Origin of the sequence: Streptomyces sp. NPDC059897 (assembly GCF_042730865.1) — a bacterium.
Taxonomy (GTDB): domain Bacteria; phylum Actinomycetota; class Actinomycetes; order Streptomycetales; family Streptomycetaceae; genus Streptomyces.
Map to the genome: position 1 here is coordinate 17,222 of NZ_JBHWKQ010000027.1, position 19,093 is coordinate 36,314.

The 19,093-nt window shown below is 70.9% G+C and carries 15 protein-coding genes; 6 read left to right on the forward strand and 9 right to left on the reverse strand.

Annotated features, from left to right (window positions below; translation table 11 throughout):
- Positions 1 to 46 precede the first annotated feature (46 nt).
- Complete coding sequence (locus ACFV9W_RS26430) at positions 47 to 1,069, forward strand: zinc-dependent alcohol dehydrogenase family protein (RefSeq protein WP_385765153.1); 1,023 nt, start codon at positions 47 to 49, stop codon at positions 1,067 to 1,069.
- Between the two features lie 43 nt (positions 1,070 to 1,112).
- Positions 1,113 to 1,826 (forward strand): SDR family NAD(P)-dependent oxidoreductase, encoded by a 714-nt coding sequence (locus tag ACFV9W_RS26435; protein WP_385765155.1) that lies wholly within the window; start codon positions 1,113 to 1,115, stop codon positions 1,824 to 1,826.
- An 18-nt stretch (positions 1,827 to 1,844) separates the two neighbouring features.
- Here ACFV9W_RS26435 and ACFV9W_RS26440 read toward each other — a convergent pair whose 3' ends face one another.
- On the reverse strand, positions 1,845 to 5,357 hold the full coding sequence (locus ACFV9W_RS26440) for an indolepyruvate ferredoxin oxidoreductase family protein (RefSeq protein ID WP_385765157.1): 3,513 nt from the start codon (positions 5,355 to 5,357) through the stop codon (positions 1,845 to 1,847).
- Between the two features lie 479 nt (positions 5,358 to 5,836).
- Here ACFV9W_RS26440 and ACFV9W_RS26445 point away from each other — a divergent pair, with 479 nt between their 5' ends.
- Positions 5,837 to 7,300, forward strand: coding sequence for a GntP family permease (locus tag ACFV9W_RS26445; RefSeq protein WP_385765159.1), 1,464 nt, complete (start codon positions 5,837 to 5,839; stop codon positions 7,298 to 7,300).
- A gap of 23 nt (positions 7,301 to 7,323) precedes the next feature.
- Here ACFV9W_RS26445 and ACFV9W_RS26450 read toward each other — a convergent pair whose 3' ends face one another.
- Entirely contained in the window at positions 7,324 to 7,806 is a 483-nt protein-coding gene (locus ACFV9W_RS26450) for an Lrp/AsnC family transcriptional regulator (RefSeq protein ID WP_356372998.1), read from the reverse strand.
- 268 nt (positions 7,807 to 8,074) lie between these two features.
- On the opposite strand from ACFV9W_RS26450, the gene leuC reads away from it, so the two are divergent.
- Both leuC and leuD read left to right on the forward strand, forming a co-directional pair.
- Positions 8,075 to 9,493 carry a 3-isopropylmalate dehydratase large subunit gene (gene leuC / locus ACFV9W_RS26455; protein ID WP_385765162.1) on the forward strand — a complete coding sequence of 473 codons (1,419 nt, stop codon included), beginning with the start codon at positions 8,075 to 8,077 and terminating at the stop codon, positions 9,491 to 9,493.
- Complete coding sequence (gene leuD / locus ACFV9W_RS26460) at positions 9,493 to 10,104, forward strand: 3-isopropylmalate dehydratase small subunit (protein WP_385765164.1); 612 nt, start codon at positions 9,493 to 9,495, stop codon at positions 10,102 to 10,104. The genes leuC and leuD overlap by 1 nt, the downstream gene beginning before the upstream one ends.
- Before the next feature lie 157 nt (positions 10,105 to 10,261).
- On the opposite strand, the gene ACFV9W_RS26465 is transcribed toward leuD, so the two are convergent.
- The 6 genes from ACFV9W_RS26465 to ACFV9W_RS26490 form a co-directional block, all read right to left on the reverse strand.
- A complete protein-coding gene (locus ACFV9W_RS26465) occupies positions 10,262 to 11,260 on the reverse strand; it encodes an ester cyclase (protein ID WP_385765166.1) in 999 nt (332 codons plus the stop codon).
- An 88-nt stretch (positions 11,261 to 11,348) separates the two neighbouring features.
- Positions 11,349 to 12,716, reverse strand: coding sequence for an MFS transporter (locus ACFV9W_RS26470; RefSeq protein ID WP_385765168.1), 1,368 nt, complete (start codon positions 12,714 to 12,716; stop codon positions 11,349 to 11,351).
- 172 nt (positions 12,717 to 12,888) lie between these two features.
- The gene (locus ACFV9W_RS26475; protein ID WP_385765170.1) at positions 12,889 to 13,674 is read right to left on the reverse strand and encodes an HpcH/HpaI aldolase/citrate lyase family protein; all 786 of its coding nucleotides are present in this window, start codon (positions 13,672 to 13,674) and stop codon (positions 12,889 to 12,891) included.
- A complete protein-coding gene (locus ACFV9W_RS26480; RefSeq protein WP_385765172.1) occupies positions 13,671 to 14,450 on the reverse strand; it encodes an SDR family NAD(P)-dependent oxidoreductase in 780 nt (259 codons plus the stop codon). The genes ACFV9W_RS26475 and ACFV9W_RS26480 overlap by 4 nt, the downstream gene beginning before the upstream one ends.
- Positions 14,451 to 14,572: 122 nt before the next feature.
- Positions 14,573 to 15,274: an alpha/beta fold hydrolase gene (locus ACFV9W_RS26485; RefSeq protein ID WP_385765174.1), complete on the reverse strand. Its 702-nt coding sequence runs from the start codon at positions 15,272 to 15,274 to the stop codon at positions 14,573 to 14,575.
- A gap of 5 nt (positions 15,275 to 15,279) precedes the next feature.
- Positions 15,280 to 16,419, reverse strand: a complete 1,140-nt coding sequence (locus tag ACFV9W_RS26490; RefSeq protein ID WP_385765176.1) for a cupin domain-containing protein — start codon at positions 16,417 to 16,419, stop codon at positions 15,280 to 15,282.
- 235 nt (positions 16,420 to 16,654) lie between these two features.
- Here ACFV9W_RS26490 and ACFV9W_RS26495 point away from each other — a divergent pair, with 235 nt between their 5' ends.
- Positions 16,655 to 17,653, forward strand: a complete 999-nt coding sequence (locus tag ACFV9W_RS26495; RefSeq protein WP_385765178.1) for a LacI family DNA-binding transcriptional regulator — start codon at positions 16,655 to 16,657, stop codon at positions 17,651 to 17,653.
- A 4-nt stretch (positions 17,654 to 17,657) separates the two neighbouring features.
- On the opposite strand, the gene ACFV9W_RS26500 is transcribed toward ACFV9W_RS26495, so the two are convergent.
- A complete protein-coding gene (locus tag ACFV9W_RS26500; RefSeq protein WP_385765180.1) occupies positions 17,658 to 19,067 on the reverse strand; it encodes an amino acid permease in 1,410 nt (469 codons plus the stop codon).
- Positions 19,068 to 19,093 lie beyond the last annotated feature (26 nt).

Consider the following 19,093-nt stretch of genomic DNA (forward strand, 5'->3'; position numbering starts at 1 on the left):
CCCCCGACACACCAAACACACCGAACACGGAACGAGGAGATCCACCATGCGTGGAGTAGTGATGCACAACGCCGGCGACGTCCGAGTGGAGGACCGCGAGGACCCGAAGATCGTCGAGCCCACCGACGCGATCGTGAAGCTGACCGCGAGCTGCATCTGCGGCTCGGACCTGTGGCCGTACCGCGGGATCGAGCCGGTCGACCACACGCTCATGGGCCACGAGTACGTGGGCGTGGTCGAGGAGGTCGGTGACGCGGTGGAGACCGTGCAGCCGGGAGATTTCGTCGTCGGCTCGTTCGTCATCTCGGACAACACTTGCGAGATCTGCGAGTCCGGATTCCAGTCCAAGTGCGTGCACGCCGAATTCGTGCACGGCGGGATCGGTACGCAGGCCGAGAAGGCCCGCATCCCGCTGGCCGACGGTACGCTCGTCGCCACGCCAGGACAGCCCGACCCGGAGCTGATCCCCGCCCTGCTGGCCGCTTCCGACGTCCTGGGCACCGGCTGGTTCGCGGCCGTCGCCGCGGAGGCGGGCCCAGGCAAGACCGTCGCGGTCGTCGGCGACGGCGCGGTCGGGCTCATGGCCGTCCTCGCCGCCAAGCAGTTGGGCGCCGAGCGGATCATCGCGATGTCCCGCCACCCGGAGCGGCAGAAGCTGGCCCGCTACTACGGCGCGACCGACATCGTGGAGGAGCGCGGCGACGAGGGCGTAGCGAAGATCAAGGAACTCACCGGCGGCCTCGGCGCGCACTCCGTCATCGAGGCGGTCGGCACGCAGGAATCCTTCATGCAGGCCGTGGGCGCCACCCGCGGCGGCGGCCATCTGGGCTACGTCGGCGTCAACCACGGCGTCCAGATCCCCGGCATCCAGCTCTTCTTCGCCGGCATCCACACCCTGGGCGGCCCCGCCCCCGTACGCCGCTTCCTCCCGGAGCTGATCCGGCTGATCTGGGACCGCGAGATCGACCCCGGTAAGGTCTTCGACCTCACGCTGCCGCTGGAGCAGGCCCCCGAGGGCTACAAGGCGATGGCCGAGCGCAGGGCGACGAAGGTCCTGCTCACGCTGTGAACGCGACGAACGCGGTGACCACCGACGGACGGAGTACGTACCGATGTCCCTGATCCTGGTGACGGGAGCCTCCACCGGCCTCGGCCACGCGACGGCGGACGCGCTGGCCGGTGACGGCCACGACGTCGTCGTCCACGCCCGCACCCCGGACCGCGTCGCCGCGCCGTCCGGGGCGGGCCGGTGGGCGGGTGCGATCACCGGGGACCTGTCCGAGACCGACGAGATCCCCGAAGTCGCCCGGCAGGCAGCGGAGTTCGGCCGCTTCGACGCGGTCGTCCACAACGCGGGCACCATGCACGCCCCGGAGGCGGCCACGGTCAACACGGTCGCGCCGTACGTCCTGACGGCCCTGATGGAGAAGCCGTCCACGCTCGTCTACCTGAGCAGCTCCATGCACCGGGACGGTTCCACCGACCTCACGAGGCTGGCCGACGGTACGGCCACGTACAGCGACACCAAACTGTGGGTGACCGCGCTGACCCTGGCCCTCGCGTCCCGCTGGGAGGGGACGGCCGCGCACGCAGTCGACCCGGGCTGGGTGCCCACCCGCATGGGCGGCCCGGCGGCCAGTGACGACCTGACGGCCGGCCACGGCACCCAGACATGGCTGGCCACACACTCCACCGTCACCCCGCCCACCGGCGGCTACTGGTACCACCAGCACACCCAGGACCCGCACCCGGCGGCGCGGGACCCACGGTTCCAGGAGCGGCTCCTGGGGGTGCTGCGGGAGCTGACCGGGGTCGCCCTCGGCTGAGGGAACCGCTGCGGCACGCTATCCGTCACCCGCGGCACGCAACTCCTCGCGAAGCCCGGTCAAGCGGGTCCGACAACGCTCCACGGACGCGAGTTTGATGTGTTCGTATCCGCGTACGGCGTCGGGGAGTTCGGCGAGTTCGACGGCGGTCGGGAGCGTTCGCGGGGCGAGGAGCCGCAGCGCCTCCTCGACGGCCTCGCGGTACTCGCCGACGAGGGCCCGCTCCACCCTGCGTACGTGGGCCAGGCCGAACGGGTCGAAGGGGGTGTGCCGCAGCCGGCGCATGCCGTGCAGCACGCGGAAGGCGGGCCGGAACCACGGGCCCAACGTGATCTTGCGCCGCATCCCGAGGGCGCGCAGCAGTGGCGGGTGCAGCCGGTACGAGACCCGGGCGCCCGGACCCCACTGGTCGCGGACGGCCTCGTCGAGCGTGGCGTCGAGGGAGAGCCTGGCCACCTCGTACTCGTCCTTGTAGGCCATCAGCTTGTAGAGGTTGCGGGCGACGGCGCGGGCGAGCACGTCGCTGTCGGGGGCGATCCGTGCCGCTTCCGTGGCGCGCACGTGCTCGACGACCTCGGCGTAACCAGCAGCGTACGCGGCGTCTTGATAGGACGTCAGCTCGCGGACGCGGTGGTCGATAAGTTCGGACAGCGGTGATTCGGTCGGCTCCGGTGCGGAGTCCTCCGTCGGCGCGGGCAGCGTTCCGGTGCGCTGGGCAAGGACGCGGCGGCCGTGCCGGAACGCCTGGACGTTGGCGTCGACGCGGGCGCCGTTGAGGGTGATGGCCCGCTCGACGGCCGCGGCGCTCAGCGGGAGCGTACCGGCCTGGAAGGCGGCCCCGACGAGAAGCATGTTGGCGAACTGCTCGTCGCCGAAGAGCTCTTGGGCCAGGGCGTCGGCGGGCAGGTGGTGGGTGTCACGCGTACGGCCGTCGAGCGCGGAGCGGATGTCGTGCTGCGCGGGGAACGACGTGGCCGGGTCGGTGACCATGTGCCCTGTGGGTACCTCGGCCGTCGAGACCACCGCGGTGGTGCGCTGCGGATCGGCCGCCTTGAGCTGCGTGGGGTCGGCGGCGACGAGGGAGTCGCAGCCGAGGTACAGGTCGCACTCGCCGCCCGCGAGCTTGGCGCCCCGGTCCACCGGGGCACGCGTGATGGTGAGGTCGGAGACGACCGCTCCGCCCTTCTGGGCCAGACCCGTCTGGTCCAGGGCACGCACATGGCGGCCGTCGATCGCCGCCGCCGTGGCGAGGATCTGCGCGATGGTGACGACTCCGGTGCCACCGACGCCGGTGATGCGGACACGCGTACCGTCGGGGCGCTCGCGCACCTCGGGCTCGGGCAGCGGGCCCGGGTCCCGGGGGAGGGACGGCCCGGTGTCCCGTCGCGCGGCCGGTGTCACCGTCAGGAAGGAGGGGCAGTCGCCGTCGAGGCAGGAGTAGTCCAGGTTGCACGAGGACTGATGGATTCGCGTCTTGCGGCCGAACTCGGTCTCGACCGGCCGCACGGAAAGGCAGTTGGACTTCTGCCCGCAGTCCCCGCACCCCTCGCACACCCGCTCATTGATCATGACCTTGGCGGTCGGGGTGGGCGCCGTGCCGCGCTTGCGTTTGCGGCGCCGCTCGGCCGCGCACTCCTGCTCGTGCACCAGCACCGTGACACCGGCCACCTTCGCCAACTCTGCCTGTACGTCGACGAGTTCAGCGCGGTGACGTACCGCAACACGGCCCTTGCCCGCGGTCGCGCGGGTGCGCCGCAGGGCCCGGCGCGCCGCGCGCGGGGCGGGCGTGGTGACGACGACCCGCGTGACACCCTCGGCCAGCACCGTGGCGACGAGCTGCGCCAGGCCGCCCTGGCCGCCGACGGCGTCCTGGCCGCCGGTCATGGCCACGGTCGAGTTGAAGAGAATTTTGAAGGTGACGGGCACGTCCGCGGCGACCGCGGCGCGGACCGCGAGGCTCCCGGAGTGGGCGAAGGTGCCGTCCCCGAGGTTCTGCAGAAAGTGCTTCTGGCCGACGAACGGTGCCATGCCGATCCACTGCCCGCCCTCGCCGCCCATCTGCGACAGGCCGACGACGGTGCCGACACGCTCCTCGGGCATCATCAGCACCATGGCGTGACAGCCGATGCCGCCACCGACCAGCGCACCTTCGGGCGGCCTGGTCGAGGAGTTGTGCGGACACCCCGAGCAGAAGTACGGCGTGCGGGTGGCCAGCGGCAGCAGGACACGCTCGCGCGGCCTGCGCTCCTGCCAGGTCTCCAGGTCACCGAAACCGCCGAGCGCCCGCAGGCGCGCGGCGAGCCCGGTGGCCACCGCGTCCGGGTCGAGTTCCCCCACGTCGCTGAAGAGCCTGGCGCCGGAGGGGTCGCGCTTGCCGGTGACCCGGGGCGCGTCCGGCACCCCGTACAGGATCTCCTTGACGGCCGACTCCAGGAACGCCCGCTTGTCCTCGACGACGACGACCTCGTCGAGGCCCCGCGCGAATTCGCGCACGACGGTCGGCTCCACTGGAACGATCGCGCCCAGCTTGAGGAGCCGGATCCCGGACCGTTCAAGGGCGGCGTCGTCGAGGCCGAGCGAGGTCAGTGCCTGCCGTACGTCGAGGTAGGTCTTGCCCGCGGCGACGATGCCCACGCGGGCGGGCCCGGTGGCGCCGAGGATGCGGTTGAGCCCGCTGCGGCGGAGGTATTCGAGGGCGATGGGCAGCCGCGTTTGCTGAAAACTCCGTTCCAGGGCGGCCAGTTCACCGCCGAGCAGGCGCGCGCTGGGGGTGTGCGCGTAGGCCCGCAGGCCGTCGGGGAGCCCCGTCAGGTCCGGCGGCGACCACAGCGGATCCAGCCGCGCCGTAGACGCGCCGTCGGCCACGTTCGTCGCCACCTTCATCGCCGCCCACAGGCCGCTCGCCCGGGACAGCTCCACGGCGTGCAGCCCGAAGTCCAGGATCTCGCCGGAGTCCGCCGGGTACAGCGTGGGCAACTGCAGGTCCGCGAGGGCGGGTTCGGAGGAGCACGGCACCGTGGAGGACTTCGCGCTGGGGTCGTCGCCGACCAGTGCCACCACACCGCCCGTGGGTGAGGTGCCGGTCATGGCGGCGTGCCGGATGGCGTCCGTGGCCCGGTCCAGGCCCGGCGTCTTCCCGTACCAGACGCCGGTGACACCGTCGGTGGTCAGGTCGGCCACCGTGCCCGCCAGTTGGGTGCCGGCCAGCGCGGTGGCCGCCAACTCCTCGTTGAGCGCCGGGGCGTGCACGATGTCGTGCGCCCGCATCAGCGCGGAGCGCCGCTGGATCTCCAGGTCGTAGCCGGCCAGCGGCGAACCCTCGTAGCCGCTCACATACACCGATCCGCGCCGGCCGCCCCGCCGGTCGTGCCGCTGCCGGTCGAGCAGCATGCGCACCAGCGCCTGTACGCCGGTGAGGTACACGGTGCCGTCCTCGGCGAGGTAGCGGTCCTCGAGCGAGAAGGGGCGCGGTTGCCGGCCCGGCGGCACTTCGGCGAGGTCATGGGTGGGTGTCTCGTGGGTAGCGGTCACGGCAGGGGCTCCCTTGCGATGCGCTTCGATGGGCGGCGTGCCGGTCGGTGGCCGGGTGCACGACCGTAGGAGCCTGCTTCCGTGATGGTCAACGGGGCTCGGAAATGTCCAGGCAACTGGCCATGATGGAGCGCGGTTTGGTGACCGGACTGGTCCAACTGGGCACTCTCGTACGGCCAGTGGTTCACTTCTCGATGGCGCCCATGGTGTGTCGGTGCACCGAGCCCCTCCTGGGCCCCGCAAACCCGCCCGAAGCTTGACCAGTTGTGCCGCCCGGTCACGCGGAACCCGGATCTCCTTTACCACTGGCTCAACAATTCACACACCTCTTCTCACAACGGCAGCCCGCGACTAGCTTTCTGGCCTGCACCCGGCCGCCCCCGTCCAGTGGGCCGGCCGCGGCAGGGGGCCGCCGCACCCCCGAGACAACGACGTCGACCGCCCCGCCGCACCGGCTCGGGGGCACCTGGGATGCGCACATGACAGACATGCTGATCGTGGCGAACACCGCCGTCGCCGTACTGGCGGCGGTCCTGCTGATCATCCGGTGGCGGGTGCATCCCGTCATCGCGCTGCTGCTCGCGTCCTCGTACCTCGGCATCACGTCCGGACTGGGCGCCGAGGGGACGGTCCGAGCCATCACCAAGGGCTTCGGCGACCTGATGGCGGAGATCGGGCTGCTCGCCGTGTTCGGGGTGCTCACCGGGGCGCTGCTGCGGCGGTCCGGGGCGATCGACCGCCTGGTGGAAGCCCTGATGCGCGGGGTCGGCCCGCGCCGCATGCCGTACGCGCTGTCCACCGCGCTGGCCACCGCCCTGCAGTCCATCTTCCTGGACGTCCTGGTGGTCATGGTCGCCCCGCTCGCCCGCAAGCTGGGGCTGCGCCTGGGCAAGGCGGGCCTTCCGCGCATGATCTCGGCGATGACCATCGGCATGGAGGTCGGCGTGGTGATGGTGGTGCCGGGCATCGGCTGCCTGGCCATCGCGGCGCTGATGGACGTGCCGCTGGGCACGATGCTGCTGTACGGGCTGCTGATCGCCGTGCCGACGACGCTGATCAGCGTGGCCGTGATGCAGTTCGTCTTCCACCGCGGCTGGTGGAACCCGGCCAAGGACGAACGTCCCGTCGAGGACGACGAGGCGCCCGCGAACCCCCGTACGGAAGGCGGGACTTCGGCCGACCCGGCCGCATCCTCGACGCCGGGCGCAGGCGCAGGCGCAGGCGCAGGGGCAGGGGCAGGGGTAGCGACAACGACGACGGCGGTCGCGGTCCGCGGCCCCGTCGACACACGCCCGGACGTGCGTCTGGTGACCCTGTTCGGTCCTGCCCTGGTGGCTCTGCTGCTGATCGCCACGGGCGCGTTCCTGGAGATCGGGGGTGTGTCGATCGGACCGCTGAAGTTCGTGTGCGACCCCGTGACGGCGCTGCTCATCGGGCTGATCGGTACCACCCTCGTCACCCGGCGGGCCGTCGGCGCCAGGGCGACGGAGGAGGCGATCAGCCATGGATTCCGGGAGAGCGGGCTCATCCTCGTCCTCAACGGCGTCGGCGGCTCGCTCGCCCTCACCATCAAGAACGTCGGCCTGGGGGACATCCTCGGCCAGTACTTCTCGGCGAGCACCGTGGCACCGCTGCTGATGGTGTGGGCGGTGGCGGCCGTGCTGCACATCGCCGTCGGCTCGGTGACCCTGGCCGCCATGACCTCGGTGGGCATTCTGGCGCCGATCGCCCCCTCGTTGGGCATCGACCCCGTGTGGATCGCGCTCGCCGCGGGCGCCGGGTCCCTGGTCGCCATCCATGTCACCAGCAATACGTTCTGGCTGGTGCAGTCGCTGACCGGGCTGACGACGAGGGGCACGCTCAAGACGTTCTCCGTGGGCGTGACCGTGGCCGCGGTGGTGGCCATCGGGCTCATCGTCCCGCTGGCCTCGGTCATGGGCTGAACGGCCCCTGGGCGGAGCCGGGTTCAGCGCCAGAGCTCGTCGTGCATCTTCTTGATGAGCGGCGAGATGCGAGGCATCAGACGACGGCTGAGCACCACCTCGGAGGAGGTGCGCTCGACCCCCTCGACGGCGATGATCTGCTGAAGCACCTCCTCGAGGCCCGCGTTGTCCTTGGCGACGACGCGGCAGAGGAGGTCGGCCTCGCCCGCCACCGCGTTGGCCTCGATGACCTCGGGTATCGCGGCGAGACCGGCGAGCGTCTGGTCCAGCTTCCCCTGTGCCAGATGCAGGCGTACGTAGGCCAGCCCCGCGTACCCCATCGCCGCGGGGTCGAACTGCGGCCGCCAGCTCACCAGTACGCCGAGCCGCTGGAGCTTGTCCACCCGCGACTGCACCGTCGCCCGGGCGACACCGAGGCGGCGGGCGTACTCGCGCACACCGGCGCGGGGTTCCTCGGCGATCAGTCGCAGGACCGCGAGATCGAGTCGTTCGAAGGCAGTGGACATGAGCGCTCCTGTAGGTGCCTGGATGGGGCGAGGTCAACGTACACAGACGTCAGGAAAGTGGGCCAGTGGTGTGCTCCCGGCACATCAAGTCAGCTACTGCCCTGACCAGTTACTCAAGATTCCCGACCGATGTTGACCAGCCCGAACACACCCGTCAGCCTGAGGGCGCCCACAAGCCCACAGACCCACAAGCCCACAAGCCCACAGACCACAAGTCCAGAGGCCCACAAGCCCACACCCACCGCCGAACGCGAAGGAGCCCCGCGCCATGGGAGAGACCCTGGCGGAGAAGGTCTGGAAGTCCCACACGGTGCGCTCGGCGCCGGGGGAGCCGGACCTGCTCTACGTCGATCTGCACCTGCTGCACGAGGTGAACACCCCGATCGCCTTCGACGGCCTGCGTGAGTCCGGACGCACCGTGCGCCGCCCCGACCTGACCCTCGGGACCGAGGACCATCTGGTCCCCACCGCCGACCTGTTCAAGCGGATCGAGGAACCGGCGATGCGCCGCCAGGCCGAACTGCTGGCCCGCAACTGTGCCGAGTTCGGCATCGAGGTGTACCGGCGCGGCGACCCGCAGCGCGGCATCGCCCACGTCATCGGCCCCGAACTCGGCCTCGTCCAGCCGGGCATGACGGTGGTGTGCTGCGACTCGCACACCACGACCATGGGCGCCTTCGGGGCCCTCGCTCTCGGCATCGGCACCTCGCAGGTCGAACACGTCCTGGCCACCCAGACACTGCCGCTGACCCGGCCGAGGACGATGCGGGTCACCGTGACCGGGCGGCTCGCCGACGGGGTGTCGGCCAAGGACCTCATCCTGGCGCTGATCGCGCAGATCGGCACCGCCGGGGCGCAGGGCCACATCGTCGAGTACCAGGGCCCGGCCGTCGAGGCACTCTCCATGGAGGCCCGGATGACGGTGTGCAACATGACCGTCGAGGCGGGATCGCGTGCGGGCATGATCGCGCCGGACGAGACGACGTACGCGTATCTGCGCGGTCGCCCGCACAGCCCCGCCGGGCCCGACTGGGAGACGGAACTCGCCCACTGGCGCACGCTGCGCTCGGACGACGACGCGGTCTTCGACACGGAGGTGGTGCTCGACGGCGACAAGCTCGCCCCGCAGGTCACCTGGGGCACCAACCCCGCCCAGACCGCCCCGCTCGATGCCACGGTCCCCGACCCCGCGTCCTTCGCCGACCCGCAGCACCGCGCCGCCGCCGAACGCGCTCTGGCCTACATGGATCTGACGCCGGGCACGTTCCTGCGCGACATCGCGATCGACGCGGTCTTCATCGGCTCCTGCACCAACGGCCGCATCGAGGACCTGCGGGCCGCGGCGGACGTGCTGCGCGGCCGCCGGGTCGCCCCCGGCGTCGAGGTCTACCTCGTACCCGGCTCGGACACCGTCCGCGCCCAGGCGGTCGACGAGGGGCTGGAGGAGGCCTTCCGGGCCGCAGGGGTCCAACTGCGCACCTCCGGCTGCTCGTTGTGCGCCGCTGTCAACGAGGACCGGCTGCGCCCCGGCCAGCGCGCAGCCTCCACCAACAACCGCAACTTCGAGGGACGGCAGGGCAAGGGAGCCCGTACGCACGTCGTGTCCCCGGCGGTCGCCGCGGCCAGCGCGGTGGCCGGTCGCCTCGCGGCGCCCAAGGACCTGGACCAGAAGGGTCGGACCCAGTGATGGAGAAGTTCACCGTCCACACCGGACAGGGTGCCCCGCTGCGCGTCAGCGACGTGGACACCGACCAGATCATCCCCGTCCGCTTCCTCAGCCGCCTGACCAAACGGGGCTACGGCGAGGACCTGTTCGCCGACTGGCGCGAGGACCCGGACTTCGTGCTCAACCGCAGCCCGTACGACCGGGCCACCGTCCTCGTCGCCGGCACCGACTTCGGCACCGGTTCCTCGCGCGAGGGCGCCGTGTACGCGCTGGTCGACCACGGCTTCCGAGCCGTCATCGCCCCGCGCTTCGGAGACATCTTCACCGGCAACGCCTACCGCAACGGTCTGCTGCCCGTGGTCGTCCCCGTCCCGGCCGTGGAGGCCCTGTGGGAACTGCTGGACCGCGAGCCCGGCACCGCTGTCACCGTCGACCTCGAACAGTGCCGAGTCAGTGCGCCCGGCCTGGAGCCGGTGTCCTTCGAGGTACCGGAGGCCGACCGCCACCGGCTGCTGTCCGGGCTCGACGACATCGGCCTGACCATGCGGCACGACGAGGACATCGCCCGCTACGAGGCACGCCGCAGGCCGGCGCTGCCGACGACGGCGCGGCGCGCGGCCTCCTCGGCGTAGGGACAACGGGTGCGGGCCCGGCGCACCACCGCGCCGGGCCCACACCCGTCCCGCAAGGGCCGGTGGAACAGAAGGAACTAGCGGGGATCAGCAGGAAGTAGCTGGAATCAGAAGGGATCAGAAGGGATCAGAAGGGATCAGAAGGGATCAGAAGGGATCAGTAGATGTTCGCCGCCACGTCCGCGCCGTCCTCCCGGCCCGCGTTGATCTGCGCGCGCAGCGCGATCTCGTCGTACACGCGGACCTCCTTCACGATCCGGCCGTCCTGGATCGTGAACTGCGAGACACCGAGCACCGTGACCGGCTTGCCGGTCAGCGGGCCGAAGGCCGGGATGCCACGGTACGTGCCGTGCATCGTCCAGGTCACGGCGACCCGCAGACCCGCGTACCGCTCCGCGTGATGTGTCTGGACGTCCAGGACGGAGAAGCGGGCGTCGGGGAAGGGGCCGACCATGTCCAGCAGGTCGGCCTGGTAGCGCTCCGGGCGGATGACGGTGCGGTCGCCGATGGTGTGCAGGAAGAGGTCGCGCGCCATGTAGTCGTTGACCTTGTTGAGCTCGCGCTGCGACCAGACCCGCTCGATGAACTCGAGGACCATCTCGCACTCGGGACGGAAGTCGTCGGGGCGCGGACCGCTGACACCTTCCACGAGCACGTCCTTCGGCGGCTCCTCGGTCATCGACCCGGTGTAGCCCTGGAACTGGAGGCCGCGCGCGGCCTCGTCCGGGTCGATGCCGAGTTGCAGGCAGTCCGCCAGGTCGTCGCGCACCACCCACTCCTCGACCATGCGGCCGCGCCGGTAGAGGCAGTTGGCGACCGTGCGCTTGCGGACGCGGATGCTGCGGCCGTCCACGAGGTGCTCGTCGGCGGAGAAGACGAGGTGCGAGCTGAGGAACGCGTCGTTCCCGCGGGCCTCCCACACCACGTCCTCGGCCTGGCCGATGTGTCCCGGCACGGCGGCCATCCGCATCGTGCTGCCCTCGATCACGCCGTCGCGGCCGACGACCGTACCGAGGCTGGCGTGGACGATCGAGTCGGGCTCGTAGTTGTCGACGATGTGGGCGATGTCGCGCTCCACCCAGATGCGGTCGGTCACCTCGCGGATGAACTCGTCCGGGTCGTTGTAGGGCTCGTACGCGACGGGGTCAAGGGCCATGGTGCTTCTTCCGTTCCAGTGCGGTGTGAATGCGTATGTAGCGTTACTGATGTGTGGGGTCCCCGGCAAGGGGTGTCGGAGTGCGGGTTCAGGTCGTCTGCGGGGTGTCCTGGCGGGCGAACTTGTCCGCGCCCAGCTCGCTCCGGTACGTCTCCGTCATGAAGGCGGTGACGACGACGAGGGCCAGGACGGCGCCGGCGGCCAGGTAGGCCCACACGGCGTAGATCGTGTCGAAGGTGCTGACCAGCAGCGTCGCGACGAACGGGGTGATGCCCATGAAGATGGAGAACGAGCTGTTGTACGCGATGGCGCTGGCGCTGAACCGGGTGCGGGTGGAGAAGAGCTCGGCCGCGCAGACCGTGACGATGACGGTGAGGAAGAACTCCGGTACCAGGTAGATGAGTTGACTGACGATCGCGGCCGCGAAGGTGCCTCGTTCACCCACCCAGAACGCCAGCGGCACCAGCACGATGCAGGCCACGGCGCCGGAGATGAGCATCGGCTTGCGCCCGATCCGGTCGGAGAGCTTGCCGGCCAGCGGCAGGAACGGGATGAGGACCGCGATCGAGATGGCGTTGGAGGCGAGGCCCATCCAGCGCGGCAGGCCGAGGGTGTCCGTCAGGTACTGCGGATAGAACGTGACCCAGGTGTAGGACAGGATCGCGCACATGATGGAGATGCCGCAGTAGACCAGGATGGGCCGCCACTGCGACCGCAGGGCCTCGATCACCGGCGACTTGACGACATCGGCGCCGTCGTCGGTGGCCCGCACGAACTCCGGGCTCTCCGAGATGCGGCTGCGCATCCACAGGCCGACCAGGCTGAGCGGGATCGCCAGCAGGAACGGCATGCGCCAGCCCCACGAGTCCAGTGCGGGACCCTCGAAGACCCAGCTGGTCAGGGCCGCGACACCGGCACCCGCGAGCGTGCCCACGAAGCAGCTGTTGGAGGCGTACGAGGTGTAGTACGCGCGCCGGTTGGGTTCGGCCCACTCGACGATGAAGGCGACCGCGCCGACGTACTCGCCGCCGGAGACCACGCCCTGCACCACGCGCAGCATCAGCAGCAGGATCGGCGCCAGGATGCCGACCTGGTGGTACGTGGGGAGGACGGCGACGAGGGCGGTGGCGGCGCCCATCGCCACGAGGGTCCACAGCAGTGTCTTCCTGCGGCCCACCCGGTCGCCCCAGCGGCCCAGCAGTGTCCCGCCGAGCGGGCGGACCAGGCAGGCGATCGCGATGATCGCGTACGTGCCCAGCACCGCGACGGTCTTGTCGCTCTCGGGGAAGAACGCCGGGGCCATGATCGGGGCCATGTAGCCGTACAGGCCGTAGTCGAACTGCTCGACGAAGTTACCGATGCTGCCCGCGCCGATGGCTCGGCGAATCGCGCTCCGCTTCTCCGCCGTCTCGGGGGCGGACGCGGGGGCTGTGCGGGGTGGCGCTGCAGAGGACATGGCTGCTCCGATCGCGCGGCGGATGATGAGGGGTGCATGCAATGCATACGTATGAACTAGGCGTGAACATTAGAGTTCCGGGAGAGGGGCGTCAAGAGGTTGAGCGAGGCCGGAAGGAGGCGTTCCATGACTGGGGCGGAGGTCCTTCCGGTGTCACACATGTGAGGCCGCTTCAGTGGGCTTGTGCGGCCTCTGCGGGCCCCGTGGGCCGGGCGAGGGAGGCCATGGTGTCCATCAGCACCTGCGCCATGTTGAAGACGATCAGGCGGGCCCCGGACTCCTCCGCGGCCCGCGCCGCCGCGGCGTGCGGGACGATCGTCATCACGGCGCGGCCGTTCCCGGCGGTGGCCCGGTGTGCCGCCCGGACCAGGTCGTCGACGACCGTCTGCGCGGGGAAGCCGCAGTCCGCCGCCAGGTCGGCGGGGCCCACCAGGACCGCGTCCACACCCTCGGTGGCGGCGATCTCGCCGGCCGCGGCGCACGCGCGGCGTGTCTCGATCATCGGGACGACCAGCGTCTCGCGGGACGCCGCCACGTGCTGGGCCGCGGTGACCGTGCCGAACCGCCCCGACCTGCTGTACGTGGCGAAGCCCCGCTCGCCCCACGGCGGATAGTGGCTCGCGGCCACGGCCCGCCGGGCGTCCTCGGCGCCGTCCACGTGCGGGTGGATCAGCCCGGCCGCGCCCAGATCGAGGCAGCGCAGCGCCAGTGCGGGCTCGGCGGAGCCCACCCGTACCAGCACGTCGATGCCGTGGGCCTCGGCCGCCATGATGTGCTGCTGGAGCAGTGCCGTGTCCGCGGGTCCGTGCTCGCAGTCGATGACCACGAAGTCCAGACCGGCGACGCCCGCCATCTCCACCAGCGTCTCCGAGGGCAGCCGCAGCAGCGCGCCGCGCAGCGGATCGCCGTCCGCCAGACGCTGTTTGAGGCTGCGGCGCGGGGTGTGGGGAACGGTCATCGGGCCACCATCCCCGCCGACAGGTCGACATCGGCGCCGCACATGCCACGCATCCGCAGCATCGCGCTCACCGCCTCGCCGACCTCCTCCTCGGTCACCATCCGCCCGAGCGCGGCACGCGACACGAAGGCCTCCTCGGCCTCGGCGTAGCTGCTGCCCGTGCGCTCTGCCTCCAGGCGGAAATTGCGCTCCATTCGCGGCCCCGAAACCGGCCCGGGGGACAGGGAGTTGACCGTGATGCCCTGCGGTCCCACCTCGCCCGCCAACGTGGTCGTCAGGCCGATGACCGCCATCTTCGACGCGCAGTACGGGGTGCGCCGCAGCAGCGGTCGCTTGCCCGACACGGAGGCGAGGTTGATGACATCACCGGAGCCACGACGGGTCATCGCGGGGAGGAACGCCCGGCACATCAGGAACACGCCGCGCACATTGATGTCGAAGACCTCGTCCCAGTCGTCGGGCGAGATCTCGCTCAGCGGCGCCACGGGTCCTGCGATGCCCGCGTTGTTGACCAGGACAGATACCTCGTCGTCCGCGAGGGCCGAGGCGAGCGCCTCGACGTCCGCGGCCCGTGACACGTCGCAGACCTGGGGCTCGACCCCCGGTCCGAGTTCGTCGGCGGTGCGCTTGAGGGCGTCCCCGTCGCGGCCCGTGATCACCACGCGGGCGCCGTCGGCCAGCAGCGAGCGGGTGATGGCACGGCCCAGGCCGCTGCCGCCCCCGGTCACGAGCGCGGTCCGCCCGGCGAGGGGTGTCGTCGTGCGTTCGGTCGTCATGCGCCGGCCTCCTGTCGCGGGGCAGGGTGTTGGTGTTCTCGATGCATCAGGGCTCTCTCGACTCGCTTCTGGGTGGCACTTCTACGGGGCGGCGGTGGTGGCCTTACGTGGCGGTGGTGGCTCTACGGGGCGGTGGTGGCGGCCGCCGAGACGACGTCGCGCAGCGCCGCGTCCACGGCGTCCGGCCGCTGCCACGGCACGAGGTGTCCGGCGTCGGGCAGTTCGCGCAGGTCGGAGTGCGGCAGGGCGTCGGCGATGGCGCGGTGGAAGGCGGGCGGGCAGAGAGTGTCCCGGCCGCCCGAGAGGACGACGGAGGGGCAGCGCGCCGAGCGCAGCGCCGCGAACGCGTCCTCGCGGGTGGGCTGGGCGGCGAGCTGGGCGCGGGCGGCGTCGGGGCCCACGGCGCGGGCCATGCGCCGGTAGCGCTCGGCGTCCGCCGTCGACCAGCGGCGGTCGGGGAACATGTCCGGAAGCGTGCGCTCGACCACCTCCGCGAACCGGCCGTCGGCGACGAGAGTGTCCAACTTCCGCCAGGCGGCATGCTGTTCGGGCCGGGGTGCGGCGGCGTTCGTCGCCATCACACACAGCCCCGCCACCCGCTCGGGGGCCCGCCGCAGCGCCTCGAACCCGACGATGGCGCCCAGGCTCAGCCCGACGAGCACGAACGGCCCGTCCACCGCGGCCAGCACCTCGTCCGCGAGCGCGCCGACGTCCGGCCGCCGCAGCGCGACGTGGTGGACGGCATGGCCCTCGGGGAAGGTGACGTCCGACCACAGGCTCGCGTCGCAGAGCATGCCGGGGACCACGACCAGGGGCAGCGGCACGCCGGTCACCAGCGCCGCGCGGAACGGGGGAGCAGCGCGTACGGGGCGACGTACCCGTTGTGGTCCAGGCCGAGGCCCGCGTCGGCCGCCGCCTTGAGGACCTCCTCGTCCCATTCCAGACGGACCCGGCCGTCCCCGGAGTTGACCACCAGGAGGTCGCCCTCCTCCTCGCCGACGTTGCGCACCGTGCGCCAGGCGTCCTGCGGCACCGACAGCATGTCGCGCGGGCCCAGACGCACCGAGACCGGGTCGGTGCGGTTGAGGGTGACCTCCCACTCGCCGTTCTTGACGATCAGTGTCTGGGTCTCCCGCTGACGGTGCTGCGAGACACCCTGGCCGGGTTCGGCGCGCAGCCAGGCGACGTTGTGGCCGTGCGGGTTGAACACGCGCGGGTCCTGGTGCGGGTCCTCGGTCATGCCGTAGCCGATGACGCAGCTCAGGCGCGCGCCGCCGCCCGGCAGGGCGCTGTCGATGAAGGGGTGCTCGGACCACACGAGCTCGTCGGCGGCGGCGACCCGGCGCTTCATCTCCTCGGCGCTGTAGTGGCGCAGCCGGTCGATGTGCTCCTGCGCCATCGGTGTGACCCGCTCGGACTCCGGCGGGAGCTCGTCCCCTGCGACGGTGTCGACGAGCTGGTTGTCGGCGCTGAGGTACAGACCGTGCTCGGCCGCCTCGCGCAGGACCGAGGGGCCCCAGATGATGCCGCCGGTGCGGTCCATGCCGAGCACGGTGAACAGCCAGCCGTCGTCGGGGCCGGTGTTGGTGAAACCGCGGAAGATCCAGGTGGGCACGGACACGATGTCACCGGCCTTCAGCGGGAGCTCGCCCTCCGCGCCGTCGGCACCCCAGCGCAGCAGGTACTCGCCGGCGGTGCAGATGAACACCTCGGCCGTGTAGTGCAGGTGCAGGTTGTTGGTGATGCCGTGCGGCATGGCGGCGGCGCCGATGTTGTAGCCGTGCGGCAGCCGCAGGTTGACGTGCTGGCCGGAGGACTGCGAGACGCCCGGCCCGATCATGGCGTAGTTCTCCTTCCGGTCCGAGCCGGGGGTGCGGCAGTCGATGAAGGCCTGGTTGCAGGAGACGAAGTCGCTGCGGCGCACCGTGCGGCGCTCAAGGTCGGGTGTGGACACGACGACATCGGGCATGGGGGCTCCCTGGTGAACAAGTGGCAAGCATGATTGGAATACGTATGCATTCCTATGACAGGCTCCGGAGGTGTGGCCTGTCAAGAGGTGCGAAACGAATTTCCACACACCCGGCGGTGGAGTCGCGATCAAGGAATTGGCGATGGACATACGTATACGGAGCGGCGTACGTATACTGTCCGGACCGCGGAGCCGGGATCCGGGCGGTACGAGGCGTCGAGGAGGAGAGAGAGTCATGGCGATCACGAGTCACGACGTGGCGAAACTCGCGGGTGTCTCGCAGCCCACGGTGTCCCGCGCCCTGCGTGACGACCCCCGTGTCTCCCTGGCCACCCGCGAGAAGATCAAACGGGCCGCCCAGGCGCTCAACTACGTACCCAGCGAAGCGGGTCGCACGCTGTCCACCCGGTCCACCCACCGGGTCGGCGTCATCGTGACGGACATGACCAACCCGTTCTACCCGCATGTCGTCGCGCCGCTCCACGACGAACTGCAGCGGCTCGGCTACCGGATGATGCTGCTCACCGAGCGCTCCGACGAGGCCGTCGCCGAGGAGAAGCTGCTCGACCAGTCGCTCGACGGCGTCGTCCTCGCCACCGCCACCACCGACTCGCGGCTGCCCGCCCTGCTGGAGCGGCGCGGCATGCCCTACGTGTTCCTCAACCGGGACACCGGCCGGCCCGGCGACTTCGCCTCCGTCGTCGACAACGAAGGCGGCGGACGCCTCGTCGCACAGGAGCTGGTCGGGCTCGGTCACCGCCGCCTCGCAGGCATCTTCGGCGCGGCCAACACGACGACCGGCCGCGACCGCGAGCTGGGCTTCCGGCTGGCCCTGGCCGACGCCGGCATCGGACTGCCGGACGACCGCGTGGTGCGCGGCGCGTTCGAGTACGAGACCGGGTACGCGGCGCTGCCCTCCCTCCTCGACGCGGCGGAACCGCCCACCGCCGTCTTCTGTGGCAACGACGTGGTCGCGATCGGTGTGCTCAATGCCGCGATCGCGGCGGGCGTCAAGGTGCCCGACGACCTCACCGTCGTCGGCTTCGACGACCTGCCGATGGCGGCTTGGGAGGTGTTCCGGCTGACCACCGTCCGCCACGACCTGAGTGAACTCGCCTTTCAGGCCGCCCGGTTGCTGGCCCGCCGGATCGCCGGGGACATCGACGCCGACGGTGAACGCCTCGTCCTGCCGACCGAGTTCGTCCCGAGAGCCACCCACGCCAAGGCCCGCTGAACCCTCACGACCCGGAGGCCGCGCGGACGGGTTCGGCGGCGTCCGCGGGCGCTGCCCGGAGGCGCCGCTGCCGCACCACGCCCACGGTGGCGAGCACCGCGGCGAGGCCGAGCGAGAGCCACAACTCGAGCCGGTGGCCCGGCAGTACGGCCATCAGGACCAGCACCCCGGCGATGAACGCGATGGTGGCCAGCGTCAGATACGGGAAGCACCACATGCGTACGTCGGTCGGCCGCTCGCCCTTGCGGCGTACGGCGTACTGGGTCAGCGCGATGACCAGGTACATCATCAGCGCGATCGCCCCGCTGGAGGCGATGAGGTACGAGAACACGTCCGGCAGCAGATAGTTGGCGATCACCGCGGCGATGCCGACGACCGTGGAGGCGAGGACCGCGTTGCGGGGCACACCCTGCGGCGAGGTCCGGGCGAAGGCGGTCGGCGCGTCGCCGCGCCCGGCCAGCGAGAACAGCATCCGTGACGCCGTGTAGACGGCGGAGTTGAGGCAGCTGCACACGGCGACCACAAGGACCACGTCCATGATCCGGGCGGCGCCCGGGATGTTCATCCGGTCCAGGACCGCCTGATAGGACCCGGCCCCCAGATCGTCGGCGTTCCACGGCACGAGACACACCACGACGAGGATCGAGCCGAGGTAGAAGAGACCGAGGCGCCACACCACCGCGCGGATCGCCTTCTTGATGTTCTTGCGCGGCTCCTCCGACTCGGCGGCCGCGATGGTGACGATCTCGCTGCCCTGGAAGCTGAACATCGCGGTCAGCAGACCGGCCAGGATCGCGGTGACACCTTGAGGGGCGAAGCCGCCGTGGCTCCACAGGTTCGAGACACCATGGGTGTCGGAGCCGGGCAGTACACCGAGGATCGCGAGCGCCCCGAGGACCAGGAACGCCACGATCGCGACGACCTTGATCAGCGAGAACCAGTACTCGAACTCCCCGTAATTGCGCACCGCCAGCAGATTGCTCCCGGTCAGCACAAGGATCACCGCGAGGGCCGGAATCCAGCTCGGGATCGAGGTGAGCCCCGCGATGACCTCCCCTGCGGCGATGGCCTCGATGGGGATGACCAGGATGTAGAACCACCAGTACAGATACCCGATGGAGAACCCGGCCCAGCGGCCGAGCGCCCGGTCCGCGTACGTGGAGAAGGAGCCCGTGTCGGGGTTGGCGACGGCCATCTCGCCGAGCATCTGCATGACGAGCACCACCAGGGCGGCCGCCAGCAGGAACGAGACGATGACGGCCGGGCCCGCGGTGGCCACGGCGGCCGACGAGCCGACGAACAGGCCGGCGCCGATCACCCCGCCGATGGAGATCATCGTGATCTGGCGGCCCTTCAGGCCCTGGGTGAGCGTCGCGCCCGCAGCGGGGGCCTGCTCAGGACGTGGGTGGTGCATATGAGGATCCTTGGCTCGCGGACGAG